This is a genomic window from Arthrobacter sp. 35/47 (genome assembly GCF_000520475.1).
GTDB lineage: Bacteria > Actinomycetota > Actinomycetes > Actinomycetales > Micrococcaceae > Arthrobacter_D > Arthrobacter_D subterraneus.
This window is the reverse complement of sequence record NZ_KI914620.1, coordinates 25,139-44,164: the sequence shown is the minus strand read 5'-3', so window position 1 is coordinate 44,164 and position 19,026 is coordinate 25,139. Positions and strand designations below refer to the sequence as shown.

Below are 19,026 nucleotides of genomic sequence, written 5' to 3'. Positions count from 1 at the left end.
CGGGCGGAGGGCGGCAGCACCGTCGTCGTGACCGCGAGCCCGCTGATGCTCGGCGCAATGGACCATGTCATCTTCCTTGAGGACGGTCGGCTGAGTGCGGAAGGAACGCACCAGGAACTGATGTCCACCGTCCCTGCCTACCGGAATGTGGTGATCCGCAGTGAGTGATACCCAGGTGATTGTTCCGGCAGCCGACCCGGATGCGGCGATGCGGGGAAAGCTTCCGGTCGCTGACGCGCCGGCGGTCAAAGCCGAATCGCTGCGCCTGATCCGACGCCATCGGGGCGGCTTGAGCAGGGTTGTGCTGCTCTACGTCGGCTCGGCAGCGGCAGGGCTGGTGGGCCCGTTCATCCTCGGCGAGGTGGTCGACGCTGTGGTTGCCGGGACAACCAGTGGGTTCATTGCTGCCATGTCACTGCTGATGCTGGCGTTCCTCGTGGTCCAGGCGCTGCTGCGCAAGTTCGCAGTCCGGGCCGGCATGGTGTTCGGTGAAACGGTTTTCGCAGAGCTGCGCGAGGACTTCATGGCACAGGTGACCTCGTTGCCGCTGTCCACGGTGGAGAAGGCAGGTACGGGAGATCTGGTCTCCCGGACCACGAACGACGTGGATTCGGTCTCGCACACTGTCCGGTTCGGTGTTCCGCAGGTGGTGGTGTCCGTGGTGACCATCGTCATCACGCTCGCTGCTGCGGTGCTCGCCTCTCCCCTGCTCTCCCTCGCGCTGCTGGTGGGCGTCCCGCTGCTGTACCCCGCGACGCGCTGGTACCTCAAACGCAGCTCCGCGGGCTACAAGGCGGAGCGGGAGAGTTATGCGGTGGTGAACGGTGCCATCACGGAGACCATCGAGGGCGCCCGGACCGTTGACGCGCTTGGGCTCGGTGGACTGCGCCGCGACCGCCTCGACGAGGAACTTCGCGGCAGTTTCGCCGCGGAGCGGTACACGCTCTGGCTGCGTTCGGTGCTCTTCCCGGCTGCGGATACGGCCTTCTGGCTGCCGGTCGCCGGTGTACTCCTGTGGGGCGGGTGGCTCGCTTCCACCGGCGCCGTCACGCCCGGAGCCGTTGCGACAGTCGCCCTGTTTGCCGTCCGCCTAATCGATCCCGTGGATCTTCTGATCATGTGGACCGATGAAATCCAGGTGGGTGCGGCCTCGCTGGCCCGGATCATCGGCATCAAGAGTGTTCCTGCCGACCGGACCGCCACGGCACAGGAGCCCGATTCCGAGGACATCACTGTCTCCGGCGCCCGTTACGCCTACCGCGAGGGCCACGACGTACTGCACGGGGTGGACCTGCAGCTGCGGCGCGGCGAACGGCTGGCCATGGTCGGGCCGTCCGGTGCCGGGAAGTCGACGCTTGGCCGGCTCATCGCGGGAATTCACCCGCCCACGTCAGGTTCGGTGACCGTCGGCGGCGTGCCCTTGGTGCACCGTCCGCTGGACGCATTGCGCCGGGAGGTTGCGCTGGTGACCCAGGAGCACCATGTGTTCGTGGGGTCGCTGTCCGACAACATCCGGCTAGGAAAGTCCGATGCCACGGTGCCCGAGATTGAAAAGGCACTGGACGACGTCGGTGCGCTGGGCTGGGCGCGCGCGTTGCCGGACGGCCTGGACACGGAGGTCGGTTCCGGGGCCTACGAGTTGACTCCCGCGCAGGCGCAGGAGGTGGCGCTGGCGCGCCTCGTCCTGGCCGACCCGCACACGCTGGTCCTCGATGAAGCGACGTCACTGATTGATCCGCAGGCGGCGCGGGACCTGGAGCGGTCGCTCAGCGCCGTGCTTGAGGGCAGGACCGTGGTGGCGATCGCGCACCGGCTGCATACCGCGCACGACGCCGACCGGGTGGCCGTGGTGGAGAACGGCAACATCACGGAGCTGGGCTCCCATGACGAGCTGCTGGCACTCGGCGGCTCGTACGCGGCTCTGTGGCGGTCGTGGCGGACCGAGTAGGACCGGGAACTTCGGGCACCTCCGGCGGCTTCGCCGGCGTTTGGGCCGCCAGAGGTGCGCAAAACTTCCGGGGGTTAGTGGTCGAAGAACACCAGCGATGAGTTGATGAGCTCGCTGATCACCTCGGCATCATGTGCCCGGCGCAGTGACTCGCGGAAGTTCTCCTTGAACAGGGAACGCGCCAGCGTGGCGAGAACCTCGAGGTGCTCGGAGTAGGAGGCTGCGGGTGTGGCGATCAGCAGCACCAGGGTGGCCGGGCCGTCCAGCGCACCGAAGTCGAGGCTGTGCCCGTACCGGGTGACGCCGACGGCGATCGACGTCTGCTGCACGTACTCGCTGCGGGCATGCGGGACGCCCACGCCGCCGGGCAGGCCGGTAGCCATCTGGTGTTCGCGGGAGTTGACCTGGGCGAGGAAGGCGTCGAGGTCGGTGATCCGCCCGCACTCGTGCAGGCGGGCGGCCAGCTGGGATGCGGCGTCGGCCTTGTCCTCCGCCACCATATCGAGGATCACCATGTGCGGGGTGGTCAATTCGGCGTCATGCAGGTCGAGGGGTGTCACAACCGGCCTCTCACGGGGAAATACGGGAACTGGTGCGTCGGGAACTGTGCGCCGGGCGCCAGAGCCTTGACCGGCGCGCCGATCCGGGTCCTAGCTTAGCGGCACGATGTCTTCCACACCCATGCGTGCGCTGTCGGCGGAAACGTCGTCGGGCTGCTGCTGGCTGAGCCTTTCAGCCTCCACCCTCGCGAGGTAGTGCTTGACCTCACGGTCAACCTGTGCCTCGCTCCAGCCCAGGTGGGGGGCCATGAGTTCTGCCACGACAGGGGCTGCCGACACCCCGCGGTCCCAGGATTCGATCGAGATGCGGGTGCGGCGGGTCAGGACATCATCGACGTGGCGCGCGTCTTCGTGGGTGGTCGCGAAGACCACCTCCGCGCGCAGGTAGTCATCGGCGCCGGGAAGCGGCTCCGCGAGTTCCGGGGTCTCGCGGATGAGATCGAGCACCAGTTCGGCCTGGGTTCCGTAGCGCTGCAGCAGGTGCTCGACGCGGGCCACGTGGACGCCGGCGTCTTCGGCGAGGCGGGCGCGCTTGTTCCAGGCGGCCTTGTACCCCTCGGCCCCGAGCAGCGGCACCGTTTCCGTGCAGCTTTCCGGCACCCGCTCGTCGAGGGCGCGCGAGGCCTCATCCACGGCGTCCTTGGCCATGACGCGGTAGGTGGTCCATTTGCCGCCCGCCACCACCACCAGGCCGGGAACCGGGTGGGCCACCACATGCTCGCGTGAGAGCTTCGCCGTGGAGTCGTTCTCCCCGGCCAGCAGCGGCCTCAGGCCCGCGTAGACGCCCTCCACGTCCTCCCGGGTCAGCGGCCGCTTCACCACCTTGTTGACGTGTTCGAGGATGTAGTCGATGTCCGACGACGATGCTGCCGGATGCGCCTTGTCCAGGTCCCAGTCCGTGTCAGTGGTGCCGATGATCCAGTGCCGCCCCCAGGGGATGACGAACAGCACGGACTTTTCGGTCCGGAGGATGAGCCCCACCGTGGACTGGAACCGGTCCCTCGGCACCACCAGGTGGATGCCCTTCGAGGCGCGGACCTTCAGCTGGCCGCGGTCGGTGACCATGGCCTGGGTTTCATCCGTCCAGACCCCGGTGGCGTTGACGATCTGCTTGGCGCGGATGCTGAATTCCTCGCCCGTTTCCTGGTCCTTCACCCGTGCCCCGACGACGCGCTCGCCTTCCCGGAGGAAGTCGATGACCGAGACCCGGTTTGCTGCCTTGGCACCGTAGGAGGCGGCGGTGCGCATCATGTTGACCACGTAGCGGGCGTCATCCACCTGCGCGTCGTAGTAGCGGATGGACCCCACCATGGCGTCTTCCTTGAGGCTGGGGGCGGCGCGGAGCGTTCCCCTGCGGGTGAGGTGCTTGTGCATGGGGACGCCGCGGGAGTTGCCGGAGGTCATGCCCATGGTGTCATACAGCAGAATGCCCGCGCCGACGTAGGGACGCTCGATGAAACGCTTGCTCAGCGGGTACAGGAACGGCACCGGCCGGACCAGGTGCGGCGCAATCCGCTGGATCAGGAGGCCCCGTTCCTTGAGCGCTTCCTGGACGAGGGCGAAGTCCAGCATCTCGAGGTACCGCAGGCCGCCGTGGATGAGTTTGGATGACCGGGATGATGTGCCCGCCGCCCAGTCACGCGCCTCGACGATCCCGACGTTCAGGCCCCGCGTCACCGCATCCAGCGCGGATCCGACGCCGACGACGCCGCCGCCCACAATCAGGATGTCCAGTTCCCTGCCGGGTTGGTCGGTGGACTTCAGTGCGGCAAGTGCTTCTTCGCGCTGCTGAGGGCTGAGGGCGCCTTTAGTCATGGCCGTTATCCACCTTCGTTGTTGCGGATTGGTCACTCCACCTTAAGCAATCAGCCGTTGGAAAGGTAGGGCGAGAGCACGACCTCCACGCGCTGGAATTCCTTCAGGTCCGAGTAGCCCGTAGTCGCCATGGCGCGGCGGAGCGCACCGATCATGTTCGAGCTGCCGTCGGTGTGGTGCGAGGGGCCCCAGAGGACTTCCTCGAGCGGCCCCACCGTACCGACGTTCACGCGGTCGCCGCGGGGAATCTCGCTGTGGTGGGCTTCCTGTCCCCAGTGCCAGCCCTTGCCGGGCGCTTCCTCGGCGCGGGCCAGCGCTGACCCGAGCATGACGGCGTCGGCTCCGACGGCGATGGCCTTGACGATGTCACCGCTGGCTCCCATGCCGCCGTCCGCAATGACGTGCACGTAGCGCCCGCCGGACTCATCCAGGTAGTCGCGGCGTGCAGCAGCCACATCCGAGATGGCCGACGCCATCGGTGAGTGGATGCCCAGGGCGCGCCGCGTCGTCGTCGTTGCTCCGCCGCCGAAGCCGACCAGCACGCCGGCCGCTCCGGTGCGCATCAGGTGCAGGGCCGGTGTGTAGCCGGCTGCGCCGCCCACAATGACCGGGACGTCGAGTTCATAGATGAACTGCTTGAGGTTGAGCGGTTCCTCGTTCCTGGAGACGTGCTCGGCGGAGACCGTGGTGCCGCGGATGATGAAGATGTCGACGCCGGCGGCGAGGACGGTCTTGTAGAACTCCTGGGTGCGCTGGGGGGTCAGGGACCCGGCAACTGTCACACCGGCGTCGCGCATTTCGGCCAGGCGGCTGGTGATCAGCTCAGCCTGGATGGGCGCTTCGTAGAGCTCCTGCATGCGCCGGGTTGCTGCGGGGCTGAAATTCTCCGTGGAGAGCCCGGCGATCTCCTCGAGGATCGGTGCCGGATCCTCATAACGGGTCCAGAGGCCTTCGAGGTTGAGGACGCCCAGGCCTCCGAGCTTGCCCATCGCGATCGCTGTGGCCGGGGACATGGCCGAATCCATCGGAGCGGCGATGACCGGCATCTCGAACTGGTAGGCGTCGATCTGCCACTGGACGGAGACGTCTCGCGGGTCGCGTGTGCGGCGGGATGGGACCACCGCAATGTCATCGAGGGAGTATGCCCTGCGTCCGCGTTTGCCTCGGCCGATCTCAATCTCGTAAGTCACTGGTCTAGGTTATCCCAGCGCCAGGGCGGGCCTGTCTCAGACGGCCGGTGGTCACGGGTCAGCTGTTGGACCCGGCGTCGTTCTCCCCGACCAGTTGGCTTTCGAACATACGGAAGTAGCGTCCGCGCAGGTCGACGAGTTCGGCATGGGTGCCGGATTCCACCACGCGGCCATCCTCGAGCATGTGGATGACATCGGCCTTCTCGATGGTGGCGAGGCGGTGGCTCACCGCGATGATGGTGTGCTCACGGTCGGCGAACAAGCGACTGAAGATTCTGTGTTCGGCGAGCGCATCAATCGCCGAGGTGGGTTCATCCATGACGATGAATGATGCGTCCCGGTAGAAGTTCCGGGCCATGGCGAGGCGCTGCCACTGGCCGCCGGAGAGACCGCTGCCCTTGCGCCCCCGCGGATCCTCCATCCAGTTGCTGACATGGTTCTCGAAGCCGCCAGGCAGCCTGGTGATGAAGTCTGCCGCTTCGGCGTCGTGGGCGGCCCGGACTATCCTGCCGTCATCACGGGGCTCGGAGACATCCCCGAAGTAGATGTTGTTGGCCGCAGTGGCGAACTCGTACTTCAGGAAGTCCTGGGACATGACCGCGAGGTGCCGGTGCCAGGAGATGATGTCGACGTCGGCCAGATCCTGTCCGTCCAGGAGCACCCGGCCCGTGTTTGGCTGGTACAGCCCGGCGAGGATGCGGATGAGGGTGGACTTTCCGGCACCGTTCTCTCCGACAATGGCGATGTGCTGGCCGCTGCGGATGTCCAGCGAGATTCCCTTGAGTACCTCCAGCTCGCTGCCGGTGTAGGTGAACCGGATGTCATCGAGGCGTATTGACGACGGCGCGTGGTCCAGTTGCCGCCGGTTCCTGGCGGCCACCGGGAATTCCATGAACTCCTCGTAGTCCTTCAGGTTCGCGAGATCCTCGTCGATGGAGCTGAGGGACGTGACCAGGCTGGTTGCCGTGCCCAGGGCACGGCTCACGATCTGCTGGACGTAGAGGAACTGCCCGACCGGCTGCGCCCGGACAATGATCTGGCCGACAACCCAGATCAGGGCGATCACCTCCGCGCCGTACTGGAGGGCGTCTGCGGCGAGCTGCCGGGGAATGTACCTTCGCTGGAATTCCAGCCGCCGCAACTCATCGGCATCCCGCAGCCGTGACCTCAGGTCCATCAGGTAACCCACAATCCCGTACAACCGCATCTCGGCGATGTGCTGCGGACGCATGAGATTGGTTTCGATCATGCGGCGCTGCCGGCGGGAGTCGACCTGCGTGTTCCAGTGGGCCATCTGTTCGCGTGAGAGGCGGAACTGCAGGTAGACGCTGGGCACAATGGCCACCAGCACGATCAGCGCAACCCACCAGCTGACCAGCAGCAGTGCGCCGATGGCGAGCACCACCGACACCAGTTGGGTGAAGATGGCGGCGATCCGGTCGAGGACCCGCGAGTAGGAATCGGAGAACCTGCGGGCGCGATCGTACAGATCGACGGTTTCCTTGTCGTCATAGCGCCAGAACTCGAGTGCGAGAAACCGCTCATACATGAGGTCGCCGACAATCGCGCCCACCCGGAAACTGAGCACCTGCTGGATATAGCGGTCGACGCCGTTGAACCCTCCCCACAGCAGCCCGAGCACCGCGGTGATCACCACATACACGATGGCCTGTCCCCCGGCGTCGGGATTGCCGGCGTACGCTTCGGCGAGCGCCGTCGTCGTCAGTGCTGCAAAGTAGGTGGTGACCAGCGGAAGGACCGCGGCAATGACCGAGCCGACCGCCTTCATGACGACGCCGCCCGGCGACGCCTTGATGCTGACCTTCAGCACCTGCCCGACGGCGCGCGCATAGGGGCGCAGCGCCAGCCGTCCGCGTGCCTGGCGAGGCGGTCGCAGGGATTCATCGCTCATGCGCGTGACGGCCGCCGTCGCCCCTGCTGTGGACTGTTACTTGGAACCGTAGTTGGGGGCTTCCACGGTCATCTGGATGTCGTGGGGGTGGGATTCCTTGAGGCCGGCCGACGTGATCCGGACAAACTTGCCCTTCGCCTTGAGTTCCGGGATGGAACGGGCTCCGGTGTAGAACATGGTCTGGCGCAGGCCACCGACCAGCTGGTAAGCCACCGAGGAGAGCGGCCCGCGGTAGGCCACGCGGCCTTCGACGCCTTCGGGGATGAGCTTGTCATCACCGGTGACGTCGGCCTGGAAGTAGCGGTCCTTGGAGTAGGAGGTGTTCTTGCCGCGGGTCTGCATCGCCCCGAGCGAGCCCATGCCGCGGTACGTCTTGTACTGCTTGCCGTTGACGAAGACCAGTTCCCCCGGCGCTTCGGCGGAACCGGCCAGCAGCGAACCCAACATGACGGTGTCGGCGCCGGCCACCAGGGCCTTGCCGATGTCCCCCGAGTACTGGAGGCCGCCGTCGGCGATCAGCGGTACGCCTGCGGGAATGGCTGCCTTCGCTGATTCGTAGATGGCGGTCACCTGCGGGACGCCGACGCCGGCCACCACGCGGGTGGTGCAGATGGAACCGGGGCCCACGCCCACCTTGATGCCGTCAGCGCCCGCGTCGATCAGGGCCTGGGCGCCCTCGCGGGTGGCGGCCTGGCCGCCGATGATGTCCACATTGGAGGCCGCCTTCTCTGCCTTGAGGCGGGCGATCATGTCGAGGACACCGGCGCTGTGCCCGTTGGCGGTGTCGACGAAGAGGGCGTCCACACCGGCGTCGACCAGTGTCATGGCGCGCTCCCAGCCGTCGCCGAAGAAACCGATGGCGGCGCCGACGCGGAGGCGGCCCTCGTCATCCTTGGTGGACAGCGGATACTGCTCCGCCTTGGTGAAGTCCTTGACCGTGATGAGGCCGCGCAGGATGCCGTTCTCATCAACCAGGGGGAGCTTTTCGATCTTGTTCTTGCCGAGGAGGCCGATGGCGTCCTCTCCGCTGATACCCACGTGGCCGGTGACCAGCGGCATGGGGGTCATGACTTCGCGGACCAGCCGATGCCCGAACTCGGACTCCGAGACGAAGCGGGTGTCGCGGTTGGTGACGATGCCGAGGAGCCTGCCCTCGCCGTCGACCACGGGAAGGCCCGAGACGCGGTAGTGGCCGCAGAGGTCATCGAGTTCGCGGAGGGTGGCGTCGGGGCCGATGGTGACGGGGTTGGTGATCATGCCGGACTCGCTGCGCTTGACGCGGTCCACCTGCTCGGCCTGGTCAGCGATGGAGAGGTTGCGGTGGATCACGCCGAGGCCGCCCTGGCGTGCCATCGCGACGGCCATGCGTGCTTCGGTGACGGTGTCCATGGCGGAGGACAGCAGGGGGGTCTGGACGGTGATCCGCTTCGAGACCCGTGAGCTGGTGTCTGCCTCCGAGGGGATGACGTCGGTGTGTCCGGGAAGGAGCAGGACGTCGTCGTAGGTCAGCCCGACAAAGCCGAAGGGATCGTGGGACGGTGATACGTTCGACAGTTCGCTCAACGCGGCGCCTCTTTCGGGGGGATGCTTGGAGTGATCGCCGGTGCGGTGGACCAGCGCTTTCCGGCTTCTATCGTAGAACGAATGCGGTGCAGCCCCTATTCCGATGACCGGTTTCCGGGTGTGAAAAGGGCAACGTTCCGGCCCTCCTGGGAGGACCGGAACGTTGCCTGTGTGCTGCTCCAGCGGTCATGACCGCTAGCGGCTGTGTGCCTTTTTAGTGGCTGTGGCCGTGCTGCTCTTCTTCTTCGACCGGCTTCTCCACCACGAGGGTTTCGGTGGTGAGAACCAGCGCGGCGATCGACGCTGCGTTGCGCAGCGCGGAGCGCGTGACCTTCACCGGGTCGATGATGCCGGCGTCGACGAGGTTCTCGTAGTCGCCGGTGACGGCGTTGAAGCCGTGTCCGACCTCAAGCTGGCCGACCTTGTCGACGACGACGTAGCCTTCGAAGCCCGCGTTCTCGGCGATCCAGCGAAGCGGCTGGACCAGAGCACGGCGGACCAGACCAACGGCGGTGGCCGCGTCGCCCTCGAGCTTGAGGACGGTGGGATCTTCGTCCAGCACCTTCGAGGCGTGGATCAGGGCAGAACCGCCGCCTGCCACGATGCCCTCTTCGAGGGCCGCGCGGGTCGAGGACACAGCGTCCTCGATGCGGTGCTTCTTTTCCTTCAGCTCAACCTCGGTGGCTGCACCGACCTTGATCACGCCGACACCGCCGGCGAGCTTGGCCAGGCGCTCCTGGAGCTTTTCGCGGTCCCAGTCGGAATCGGTGCGCTCAACCTCGGCGCGGATCTGCGAAACGCGGTCGGCAACATCCTGCTCGCTGCCGGCGCCGTCAACAATGGTGGTGTTGTCCTTGGTGACGGTGATGCGGCGGGCGGTACCCATGACCTCGAGGCCTACCTGGTCCAGCTTCAGGCCGAGATCCGGGGAAACCACCTGCGCACCGGTGAGGGTGGCGATGTCCTGGAGCATGGCCTTGCGGCGGTCGCCGAAGCCCGGGGCCTTGACGGCAACGACGTTCAGGGTGCCGCGGATCTTGTTGACCACGAGGGTGGACAGTGCTTCACCCTCGATGTCCTCGGCGATGATGAACAGCGGCTTGCCGGCCTGGAGAGCCTTCTCGAGCAGCGGCAGGAACTCCTGGAGAGAGGAGATCTTGCCGGAGTTGATCAGGATCAGGGCATCCTCGAGGATGGCTTCCTGACGCTCAGGATCGGTCACGAAGTACGGGCTGAGGAAGCCCTTGTCGAACTGCATGCCCTCGGTGAGGACCAGTTCGGTCTGCGTGGTCGAGGATTCCTCGATGGTGATGACGCCGTCCTTGCCGACCTTCTCGAAGGCCTCGGCCAGCAGGTCGCCGACTTCCTGGCTCTGCGCCGAGATGGCTGCAACGTTGGCGGTCTGCTTGCCGACAACCTCGCGGGCGTTCTCCAGCAGACGTGCGGCCACAGCCTCGATGGAAACCTCGATGCCGTGCTTCAGTGCGCCGGGAGCGGCACCTGCCGCAACGTTGCGCAGGCCTTCCTTGACCAGTGCTTGCGCGAGGACGGTGGCCGTCGTCGTGCCGTCACCGGCGACGTCGTTGGTCTTGGTGGCAACTTCCTTGGCCAGCTGCGCGCCCAGGTTTTCATACGGGTCGTCCAGCTCCACCTCACGGGCGATGGTCACGCCGTCGTTGGTGATGGTGGGGGCGCCCCACTTCTTGTCGAGGACCACGTTGCGTCCGCGCGGGCCGAGCGTCACCTTCACGGTGTCGGCCAGCTTGTCAACGCCGGCTTCCAGCTTGCGGCGGGCGGCGTCGTTAAACTCCAACTGCTTTGCCATGTTGCTTCTTTCCTTTCAGGCTTGTGCAGGGATGTGTACTTACAGGAAAGAACCCCGGCCGATGATGACCGGGGTTCTTCTGCACAACTACTTGACTACGATCGCCAGTACGTCGCGGGCGGAAAGAACCAGGTACTCCTGGCCACCGTGCTTGACTTCGGTGCCACCGTACTTGGAGTAGATGACGACGTCGCCTTCAGCCACATCAACCGGAACGCGGTTGCCGTTGTCGTCAACGCGGCCGGGGCCTACTGCGACAACTTCGCCCTCCTGGGGCTTCTCCTTCGCGGTGTCCGGAATGACCAGACCGGATGCGGTGGTCTGCTCGCCTTCCAGCGGGCGAACAACAATACGATCTTCAAGAGGCTTGATAGAGACCGACACTCGGACCTCTCCTTCACTTGGTTTGAATGGATCTGGGTATCGAGCAGGCGCTGACCGTCGTCGCGGTGCCGGTTGGCGCATCCTCGAAGGATTAGCACCCTCATAGCGAGAGTGCCAAGTCTGACTTTATGCAACGGTTAGCACTCGGTCAAGGCGAGTGCCAGAGAGGCGCGTCCCGAATGGTTCAGCACGCACCCGCTGGACCTCCAACCACGGTCCAATAGACTGAAGAGCCCGGCCCAGCCCGCCTTGCCGAAAGCCCCTCCCGAAACGCCGAAAGCGATACCGTGACCCAGAACCTCCTCGAGCCCGTCCTGACTCCCGAGGGCTGGGAACTGCTCAACTCGCTCGGACCCTACTCGGAATCGGACAGTCTCCGGCTCAACGAGCAGCTGCGCGCCGCCGGCCACTCCCCCGAGGTGGTCAACGCCGCCCTGACCCAGTCACGGCTGCGCGCCAAGGCCCAGGCCAAGTTCGGTCCCTTCGCGTCCCGGATGCTGTTCACCCCCGCCGGCCTGGAACAGGCAACCCGGCTCACCGTCGCCGCGCGCCATGCCCAACGCTATGTGACCGCCGGCCTGCAGAAGGTCGCCGACCTGGGCTGCGGTGTCGGTGCCGATTCGATGGCCCTTGCCACCCTCGAACGCGACGTCACCGCCGTCGAACTGGATGAGACCACCGCAGCCGCGGCCACCATGAACCTGCTGCCGTGGTCCAACGCCACGGTGGTCAACGCTGACGCCTCAGCCGTTGACCTGACCGATTACGACGGCGTCTGGCTGGATCCCGCACGGCGGACCACCTCCAGCTCCGGCACCAGGCGGCTGTTCGATCCGGAAGCGTTCTCGCCGCCCCTCTCCTTTGTCGAGGGACTCGCGGACACCGGCATGCCGGTCGGCGTGAAGCTCGGACCGGGCATCCCCCACGACGCCGTCCCCTCCAACTGCGAAGCCCAGTGGGTGTCGGTGGACGGTGACGTCGCCGAAGTGGTCCTCTGGTTCAACGCGCTGCGCCGCGACAACGTCCGGCGCAGTGCCCTGCTCATCGGCGCTGACGGTGCCACGGAGCTCACCAGCAATTCGGACTTCGGCGAGGACGACGACGCCGCTGTCGGCCCGGTGGAAGGGTACCTTTACGAGCCGGACGGTGCTGTGATCCGGGCGGGGCTGGTGGCGGACGTCGCCCGCTCCATCGGCGGGCATCTGGTCGACCCGCACATCGCCTACATCTGCGCTCCGGATCCGGTGGACACACCGTTCGCACGTGCCTATCGCGTCCTCGATGTCCTGCCCTACAACGTCAAAACGCTCAAGGCCTGGGTCAAGGCGAACAGCATCGGCGTCCTCGACATCAAGAAACGCGGAACCTCGGTCACCCCGGAGGAACTGCGCAAGCAGCTCCTGGCCGGCACAAAGAAAGCCACCAACAAGGCCACGCTGGTACTGACGCGGATAGGCGAGGAGCGGATCGCCGTCGTCGTCGATCCGGTCCTGGGGTGAATGCCCGTCCGGCAGGGTTGCCGGGCATGGGGCGTCGGGGGAACCTGAGAAGAAACTACGCCGGCTGCCGCGAGAACTCTCCGGCCGCCCGGATCTGCTCAGCCGTGGGCCGGACCCCGGTGTAGAGCACAAACTGCTCGGCAGCCTGCAGCGCAGCAACTTCGGCACCGGTGATGACCGACCGGCCCGTCCGGCGGGCAGCCCCGATGAGCGGCGTCTCCGACGGCAGCGCGACGACATCAAACACCAGCGACGCCGCAGCGACCGCCTCGTCGCTGAAGGACTGCACGTCCTCGTCCCGCCCTGCCATGCCCAGTGGGGTCACGTTGATCAGCAGGTCAGCGGCCGAGGTGCCCGGCTCCGCCTGCCACCGGAACCCGTACAGGCCCGCCAGATGCCGTCCGGCCTCCTCATTCCGCGCCACTATGGTGACGTTGCTGAACCCGGCATCCCGCACGGCCGCCGCAACCGCCTTGGCCATCCCGCCGGATCCGCGCAACAGAACCGACGACGACGGCGTCACCTCCGAACGCTGTTTGATCAGTTCCGCGACGGCGAGGTAGTCGGTGTTATAGGCGGTGAGGACGTCGTCGTCGTTCACTATCGTGTTCACCGAGTCGATGGCGAGCGCAGAGGGATCCATCCGGTCCACCAGGGATATGACATCTTCCTTGAACGGCATGGAGATGGCGCATCCGCGGATCCCCAGGGCGCGCACACCGCCGATGGCGGCCGGGAGGTCCGTGGTGGTGAAGGCCTTGTAGACGTAGTTCAGGCCCAGCTCGTCATACAGCCAGTTGTGGAAGCGGGTGCCAAGGTTGCTGGGCCTTGCGGCGAGGGAGATGCACAGGGCCATGTCTTTGTTCAGGATCGGCACCCGTCAATTATGCTCCGGCCCCACCACGTCCCCAAGCGCGGAGCCGTCGCCGTACTTGCCGGCCGGAATAATGCTGAGTTTCCCGTTGGTCTCCAGCACTATGGCGGCAATCTGCGAGAGGTCTCCATTGCCCTGCATGCGGACCGCCTGAAGAAGCTCTGACTCAGTCAGCCGGTTCCGCCTGAGCTCCGGTTCCTGGATCCGGCCGTCCCTGAAGAGGAGAACCGGACGGGAGGTTAGTGCCTGCCTGGATGCCGGCCAGCGGGACGAGACGAAGGCAACCAGGTACTGCAACGCGGCCAGCAGTCCAAGCGCGGCCGCTCCTTCAGCCCAGGAAACGTTGGCGTTGAGCAGGATGGTTGCGAGTGTGGAGCCGAAGGCAACAGTGACAACGAAGTCGAAGATGTTGAGCTGGCTGAGAGTCCGCTTGCCCGAGACCCGGAGGATCAGGACCAGAACGGCATAGGCGGCAGAGCCTACCAGCAGAACCCTCGCCACCTCTGCCCAGTTATCGAACCACATGCTGACTCCCACCACCGCTTGGGTCAATCATGTTTCTTCTCCTTCCGGGTCGGGTGCGCGTCCGCCAAAGGTTGTCCTTCACACTAGGTCCTGGAGCGGCCGCCTGCGACTGCAGGGCATGTCCTCTGCACTACTATTGAGCTCAGTTCTCACCCGCGATGGCGCGATACCGAGGCAGATATTCCCCACCGTCCGGTACCGGTCAGGAGCACACCATTGAAGATTGAGTTCGCCAAATCCGAGCAGTCGACCCTGGGCGTTGAGTGGGAACTCGCGCTGGTCGACCGGTACAACGGCGATCTCGTCTCGGTTGCCAAAGAGGTGCTCCGGGGGGTCAATGAAAAGCACCCGGAACTCCAGGCCGACGACGAACACCCCCATATCAAGCAGGAGCTTCTGCTCAACACCGTCGAGATCGTCACGGGCATCTGCCACACCGTCTCTGAGGCCAAGGAAGACCTGAGCCGGTCACTCGCGGCAGTCCGTGAGGTGACGGATCCGATGGGCGTCGAGCTGTTCTCGGCCGGTTCCCACCCCTTCAGCGCCCCGCGTTCCCAGCCGGTGACGGACAAGGAACGGTACTCCAAGCTGATCGACCGCACCCAGTGGTGGGGGCACCAGATGGTGATTTACGGCGTGCACGTCCACGTGGGTCTGGACCGCCGTGACAAGGCGCTGCCCGTGCTCGACGGGCTGGTGAATTACTTCCCGCACTTCCAGGCGATCTCGGCGTCGTCTCCGTTCTGGGGAGGAGAGGACACCGGGTACGCATCGCAGCGTGCCCTGATGTTCCAGCAGCTTCCGACCGCCGGCCTGCCGTTCCAGTTCCGTTCCTGGGCGGAATACGAGGCCTACGTCGAGGACATGTTCACCACCGGCGTCATCGATTCGGTGAGCGAGATCCGGTGGGACATCCGCCCGGTCGGCAACCTCGGAACCATTGAGCTGCGGGTGTGTGACGGGCTCTCCACGCTGGAGGAGGTCGGTGCCGTCGCCGCCCTGACCCAGTGTCTCGTGGACGATTTCTCAACCACCCTCGACAACGGTGGGTCCATCCCCACCATGCCGCCGTGGCATGTGCAGGAGAACAAGTGGCGCGCCGCCCGTTATGGGCTGGAGGCCATCATCATCCTGGACGCCGCCGGGAACGAGCGGCTGGTCACCGAGCACCTGATGGATGAGCTGAACCGGCTGGAACCGGTCGCGGCGAAACTGGGCTGCTCCGCGGAACTGGCCGACGTCGAAAAGATCCTGCAGCGCGGCGCCGGCTACCAGCGTCAGCGCCGCGTCGCCGCCGAAAACAACGGCGACCTGAGCGCCGTCGTACTGGATATGGTGCGCCAGCTCCGGGAGGGGCCCTCCGCCTGACCTCCGCGGTAAGCCCCCGTGAGTTGGCAGGACACACCCCGTATGGAGCGGGGAAAGCGGCGTGTCCTGCAAAATGAACGCGGGGCGGCTAGAGGTGGACGGTGGTCACCGGCATGGAGGAATCGGTGCCGAAGCCGATCCCGCTGGGTTCCCCGCCGTCCATGATGATGCGCGCGGCGAGCGCCGCCACCATGGCGCCGTTGTCGGTACACAACGACGACGGCGGGATGGTCAGCGTGATGCCCGCCGCCTCGCAGCGTTCCCGGGTCAGCTGCCGAAGCCGCGAATTGGAGGCCACTCCCCCGCCCAGCAGCAGCGAGGTGATGCCGTTCTCGGTACAGGCGAGCACTGCCTTTGAAGTGATGATGTCCACGACGGCCTCCTGGAAGGACGCCGCCACATCAGCGACCGGGACCTCAACGCCGCGCGCCTCGCAGTCCTCGATGAACCGGGCGACGGCGGTTTTCAACCCGCTGAACGACCAGTCGTACCGGTGCGGCCCGGGTTGCTCCGGCGTCCCCAGGTACTTGGGCTGGCTCAGCCCGCGCGGGAACCGGATGGCAGCCGGATCCCCCTGGGCGGCAAGGCGGTCGATCGCCGGACCACCCGGGTATCCGAGGCCCAGGATGCGCGCCACCTTGTCATAGGCCTCGCCGGCGGCGTCGTCAATGGTGGACCCCAGGAGCTCGACGTCGGAGGCCAGGTTCCGCACGCGCAGGATCTCCGTGTGCCCGCCGGAAACCAGCAGCGCGCCCAGGTTGTCCGGCAGCCGGCCGGCGTCGAGCAGCCCCACGCCTACGTGCGCCACGAGGTGGTTCACGGCAAAGAGCGGCTTGCCGGTGGCCACGGCCAGCGCCTTCGCCGCAGCGACCCCGACCATCAGCGCACCGGACAACCCCGGCCCGGAGGTTACGGCGAGCGCGTCAACGTCCGAGAGTTCCACCTCGGCGTCGGCAAGGGCCTGCTGGAGGGTGGGCACCATGGCGTCCAGGTGTGCGCGCGAGGCGATCTCCGGGATGACTCCGCCGAACCGCACGTGCTCCTCCATGGAGGAGGACACGGCGTTGGTGAGCAGGGTGGTCCCGCGGACAATCCCGACGCCGGTCTCATCGCAGGAGGACTCGATCCCCAGGACGAGGGGTTCGGACCGGTTCATGGTTGCCTTTCGCTCACGCTGTGAAGATCGAAGGTCAACCGCATGACGAGCGCGCTGACCCCGTCACGGTAGTACCCCCGCCGGGTGTGGATGTGTTCGAACCCGAACCGTTCATACAGCCGGCGCGCCCGCGGATTGTCCTCACGCACCTCCAGCAGGGTTTCGGTGGCGCCCCGCCGCCGGGCTTCGGCGAGCATCCGGGTCAGCATCATGGTGCCGGTCCCCCGCCCTTCGTAGTCCGGGAGCACGCCGATCGTCTGGATGTCCGCGGTGGTACCGACCACCATGACCCCGCAGTAGCCGATCAGTTCACCGTCAGCCTCGGCAACCAGGTAGTGCCGGGTCTCCGCCTGGGCAAACTCGTCAAAGAACAGCTCAAGCGGCCACGCATCGATGGGAAAGAGCTTCTGCTCGAGTTCGGCGACCGCTGGGATGTCCTGGAGCCGCATGGGACGCAGGGCGATGGTCACAGCAGCGCCTTTTTCCGCGGACCCGGCACCTTGGCGTCCGATTCACGCAGATACAGCGGCGTGGTGGCCCGGAGCGCACCGCCGTCCGCGAGGGTGCGCTCGGCGACGAGGGCCAGCGCAACGGCGTCGGGCGTCAGCTCGGTGGCGTGGGCGGTGCCGGCCAGCCGCCCGGAGTAGAGGCCCGCTCCCCGACCGTACACCGGCAGGTCCGGAACGCTTTCGGCGGGACCGACGTGCGGACCGTCCACCAGTTCCGGCAGCGCCGAACCCGCCCGGTAGCGCGCCCAGTACACTTCCTTGCGGCGCGCGTCCGTGGCCACCGCGAACTCCCCCTCGGCATGGTCCGCGTCCAGGGCCACAGCGTCCAGGCTCATCACCCCGTACAGCGGCACGTTCCACACGAAGGCAAGCATGCGCGCGGTGGCAATACCCGCACGCAGCCCCGTGAACGGCCCGGGGCCAACGCCCACTACCAGGGCGTCCAGCCCGGTTCCGGCCACGCCGGCATCGAAAAGCAACTGCTCGACGGCGGGAGCCAGCACTTCCGCGTGCGAGCGCGTGTCCGTTGAGGCGAACCGCCCCAGAACGACGCCGTCGCTCACCAGCGCGGCACTGGCCGCGGCGGAGGTATCAAGAGCCAGTATCAGCACCTAGACCAGTGCTCCCAGGTTGCTGTCCGCCCAGCGGGGCCCGTAGGCGTCGATGCGCAGGTGGCGCGGTTCGTCGTCGTCATCATCGGTGAGGGAGGCCGACGCCGGCGAGGCGAGGGCAGGGCGAACCAGCGTGATGTGCAGCCAGCTGTCGGTGAGGTGTTCCACGCGCCCGGCGCCCCACTCGACAACGGTGACCGAACTGTCCAGGGTGGATTCCAGGTCGAGGTCGTCAATTTCTGCATCCGATTCCAGCCGGTACGCGTCCACATGGACCAGCCCCGGACCGTTGATGAGCGAGGGATGGTTGCGCACCAGCACGAAAGTCGGGGAAATGATGCCTTCCCGGACTCCGAGCCCCCGGCCCAGGCCCTGGGTGAAGGTGGTTTTGCCGGCGCCGAGCCCCCCGGTGAGGATGAGCAGGTCACCTCCGGCGAGCCGTCGGCCCAGGCCCTCGGCAACACGCTGCAGTTCCTCGACGGACGCCACCGAAAACTCCTGGAACCAGAGGGGCCCGGTCACAGGTCCGCCTCCGTGTCGACATAGCGGCGGGCAACGCGGGGGCTGATCCGGGTGACGATCTCATAGTTGATCGACCCGCTGGCCCGCGCCCAGTCGTCGGCGGTGGGCGTTCCGTTCCCGTCGCCGAAGATCACCGCTTCCTGGCCCAGCGGGCTGTCTGCCGAGTCCGCGATCCCGGTTTCCTCGAAGTCGATGACGAGCTGGTCCATGGCGATCCGACCCACGACGGGGTAGAACCGGCCGCCGACCGCGACCGGCGCGCCGGTTGCCGCCCGCGGCACACCGTCGCCGTAGCCCACCGGAATGAGTCCCAGCGTGGTGCGCTTGTCCGTGAGGTAGGACAGCCCGTAGGAGACGCCGTGGCCTGCCGGAACCTCCTTGCAGTTGGCGATGCTGGTCCGGAAGCTCATGGCCGGGCGAAGGCCGAGTTCCGCGGAGGACTGCCCGTCGAAGGGCGAGAGCCCGTAGATTCCCAGGCCCACGCGCACCAGGTCGAAGTGCGCATCCGGGCGGGAGAGCGTGCCGGGTGTGTTGGCCAGGTGCCGTACTTCCAGGTCCACGCCCGCGTCTTCGGCCACTGCGACGGCGTCCCGGAAGCGTTCGATCTGGTGGTCGTTCTCGTCCCGGTCGGGCTCGTCGGCGACCGCAAGGTGGGAGAAGACGCCGACCACCCGGATGAGCCCGTGCTCCTGGTTTTCCAGCGCACGGCCGATCAGCGCTTCCCACTGGTCCGGCGGGCAGCCGTTCCGGCCGAGCCCCGTGTCG

The 19,026-nt window shown here is 66.5% G+C and carries 17 protein-coding genes; 3 read left to right on the top strand and 14 right to left on the bottom strand.

What is annotated here, in order from left to right; all coding sequences use genetic code 11:
- Positions 1 to 208 precede the first annotated feature (208 nt).
- Complete coding sequence (locus tag X803_RS0116335) at positions 209 to 1,948, top strand: ABC transporter ATP-binding protein (RefSeq protein WP_026545967.1); 1,740 nt, start codon at positions 209 to 211, stop codon at positions 1,946 to 1,948.
- Positions 1,949 to 2,022: 74 nt separating this feature from the next.
- Here X803_RS0116335 and X803_RS0116330 read toward each other — a convergent pair whose 3' ends face one another.
- The 7 genes from X803_RS0116330 to groES all read right to left on the bottom strand — a co-directional run bounded on the left by X803_RS0116330 (position 2,023) and on the right by groES (position 11,197).
- Positions 2,023 to 2,508, bottom strand: coding sequence for a PTS sugar transporter subunit IIA (locus tag X803_RS0116330; protein ID WP_026545966.1), 486 nt, complete (start codon positions 2,506 to 2,508; stop codon positions 2,023 to 2,025).
- 90 nt (positions 2,509 to 2,598) lie between these two features.
- Positions 2,599 to 4,323, bottom strand: coding sequence for a glycerol-3-phosphate dehydrogenase/oxidase (locus X803_RS0116325; protein ID WP_026545965.1), 1,725 nt, complete (start codon positions 4,321 to 4,323; stop codon positions 2,599 to 2,601).
- A gap of 50 nt (positions 4,324 to 4,373) precedes the next feature.
- Positions 4,374 to 5,513 (bottom strand): GuaB3 family IMP dehydrogenase-related protein, encoded by a 1,140-nt coding sequence (locus X803_RS0116320; protein WP_026545964.1) that lies wholly within the window; start codon positions 5,511 to 5,513, stop codon positions 4,374 to 4,376.
- 58 nt (positions 5,514 to 5,571) lie between these two features.
- Positions 5,572 to 7,425, bottom strand: coding sequence for an ABC transporter ATP-binding protein (locus X803_RS0116315; RefSeq protein ID WP_026545963.1), 1,854 nt, complete (start codon positions 7,423 to 7,425; stop codon positions 5,572 to 5,574).
- A 36-nt stretch (positions 7,426 to 7,461) separates the two neighbouring features.
- Positions 7,462 to 8,988, bottom strand: coding sequence for an IMP dehydrogenase (gene guaB / locus X803_RS0116310; protein ID WP_026545962.1), 1,527 nt, complete (start codon positions 8,986 to 8,988; stop codon positions 7,462 to 7,464).
- A 214-nt stretch (positions 8,989 to 9,202) separates the two neighbouring features.
- Positions 9,203 to 10,813, bottom strand: coding sequence for a chaperonin GroEL (gene groL, locus X803_RS0116305; protein ID WP_026545961.1), 1,611 nt, complete (start codon positions 10,811 to 10,813; stop codon positions 9,203 to 9,205).
- A gap of 87 nt (positions 10,814 to 10,900) precedes the next feature.
- Entirely contained in the window at positions 10,901 to 11,197 is a 297-nt protein-coding gene (groES, locus tag X803_RS0116300; protein ID WP_026545960.1) for a co-chaperone GroES, read from the bottom strand.
- Positions 11,198 to 11,484: 287 nt separating this feature from the next.
- On the opposite strand from groES, the gene X803_RS0116295 reads away from it, so the two are divergent.
- Positions 11,485 to 12,696, top strand: a complete 1,212-nt coding sequence (locus tag X803_RS0116295) for a class I SAM-dependent methyltransferase (RefSeq protein ID WP_026545959.1) — start codon at positions 11,485 to 11,487, stop codon at positions 12,694 to 12,696.
- A 55-nt stretch (positions 12,697 to 12,751) separates the two neighbouring features.
- Here the strand turns inward: X803_RS0116295 and X803_RS0116290 are convergent, their stop codons facing one another.
- Together X803_RS0116290 and X803_RS0116285 are read right to left on the bottom strand one after the other, a co-directional pair.
- Positions 12,752 to 13,573, bottom strand: a complete 822-nt coding sequence (locus X803_RS0116290) for a shikimate 5-dehydrogenase (protein ID WP_026545958.1) — start codon at positions 13,571 to 13,573, stop codon at positions 12,752 to 12,754.
- A gap of 3 nt (positions 13,574 to 13,576) precedes the next feature.
- Complete coding sequence (locus tag X803_RS0116285; RefSeq protein WP_253907503.1) at positions 13,577 to 14,122, bottom strand: DUF421 domain-containing protein; 546 nt, start codon at positions 14,120 to 14,122, stop codon at positions 13,577 to 13,579.
- Between the two features lie 189 nt (positions 14,123 to 14,311).
- On the opposite strand from X803_RS0116285, the gene X803_RS0116280 reads away from it, so the two are divergent.
- Entirely contained in the window at positions 14,312 to 15,463 is a 1,152-nt protein-coding gene (locus tag X803_RS0116280; protein ID WP_026545956.1) for a glutamate--cysteine ligase, read from the top strand.
- An 88-nt stretch (positions 15,464 to 15,551) separates the two neighbouring features.
- Here X803_RS0116280 and tsaD read toward each other — a convergent pair whose 3' ends face one another.
- From tsaD to alr, 5 genes are all read right to left on the bottom strand, one after another.
- On the bottom strand, positions 15,552 to 16,619 hold the full coding sequence (gene tsaD, locus X803_RS0116275) for a tRNA (adenosine(37)-N6)-threonylcarbamoyltransferase complex transferase subunit TsaD (RefSeq protein ID WP_026545955.1): 1,068 nt from the start codon (positions 16,617 to 16,619) through the stop codon (positions 15,552 to 15,554).
- On the bottom strand, positions 16,616 to 17,068 hold the full coding sequence (gene rimI, locus X803_RS0116270; protein ID WP_051470858.1) for a ribosomal protein S18-alanine N-acetyltransferase: 453 nt from the start codon (positions 17,066 to 17,068) through the stop codon (positions 16,616 to 16,618). The genes tsaD and rimI overlap by 4 nt, the downstream gene beginning before the upstream one ends.
- Positions 17,069 to 17,085: 17 nt before the next feature.
- Positions 17,086 to 17,739, bottom strand: coding sequence for a tRNA (adenosine(37)-N6)-threonylcarbamoyltransferase complex dimerization subunit type 1 TsaB (tsaB, locus tag X803_RS0116265; protein WP_026545953.1), 654 nt, complete (start codon positions 17,737 to 17,739; stop codon positions 17,086 to 17,088).
- Positions 17,740 to 18,228, bottom strand: a complete 489-nt coding sequence (tsaE, locus tag X803_RS0116260) for a tRNA (adenosine(37)-N6)-threonylcarbamoyltransferase complex ATPase subunit type 1 TsaE (protein WP_253907504.1) — start codon at positions 18,226 to 18,228, stop codon at positions 17,740 to 17,742. It lies immediately after the preceding gene.
- Positions 18,229 to 18,257: 29 nt separating this feature from the next.
- Positions 18,258 to 19,026 (bottom strand): alanine racemase (alr, locus tag X803_RS21670; protein ID WP_035779527.1); only part of this gene is annotated, 769 nt, incomplete at its 5' end.

Coding starts and splice junctions, on each gene's coding strand:
- tsaD (WP_026545955.1), bottom strand. CDS start 16,619: ATGAACCGGTCCGAACCCCTCGTCCTGGGGATCGAGTCCTCCTGCGAT.
- X803_RS0116315 (WP_026545963.1), bottom strand. CDS start 7,425: ATGAGCGATGAATCCCTGCGACCGCCTCGCCAGGCACGCGGACGGCTG.
- groL (WP_026545961.1), bottom strand. CDS start 10,813: ATGGCAAAGCAGTTGGAGTTTAACGACGCCGCCCGCCGCAAGCTGGAA.
- X803_RS0116325 (WP_026545965.1), bottom strand. CDS start 4,323: ATGACTAAAGGCGCCCTCAGCCCTCAGCAGCGCGAAGAAGCACTTGCC.
- X803_RS0116335 (WP_026545967.1), top strand. CDS start 209: ATGCGGGGAAAGCTTCCGGTCGCTGACGCGCCGGCGGTCAAAGCCGAA.
- rimI (WP_051470858.1), bottom strand. CDS start 17,068: ATGCGGCTCCAGGACATCCCAGCGGTCGCCGAACTCGAGCAGAAGCTC.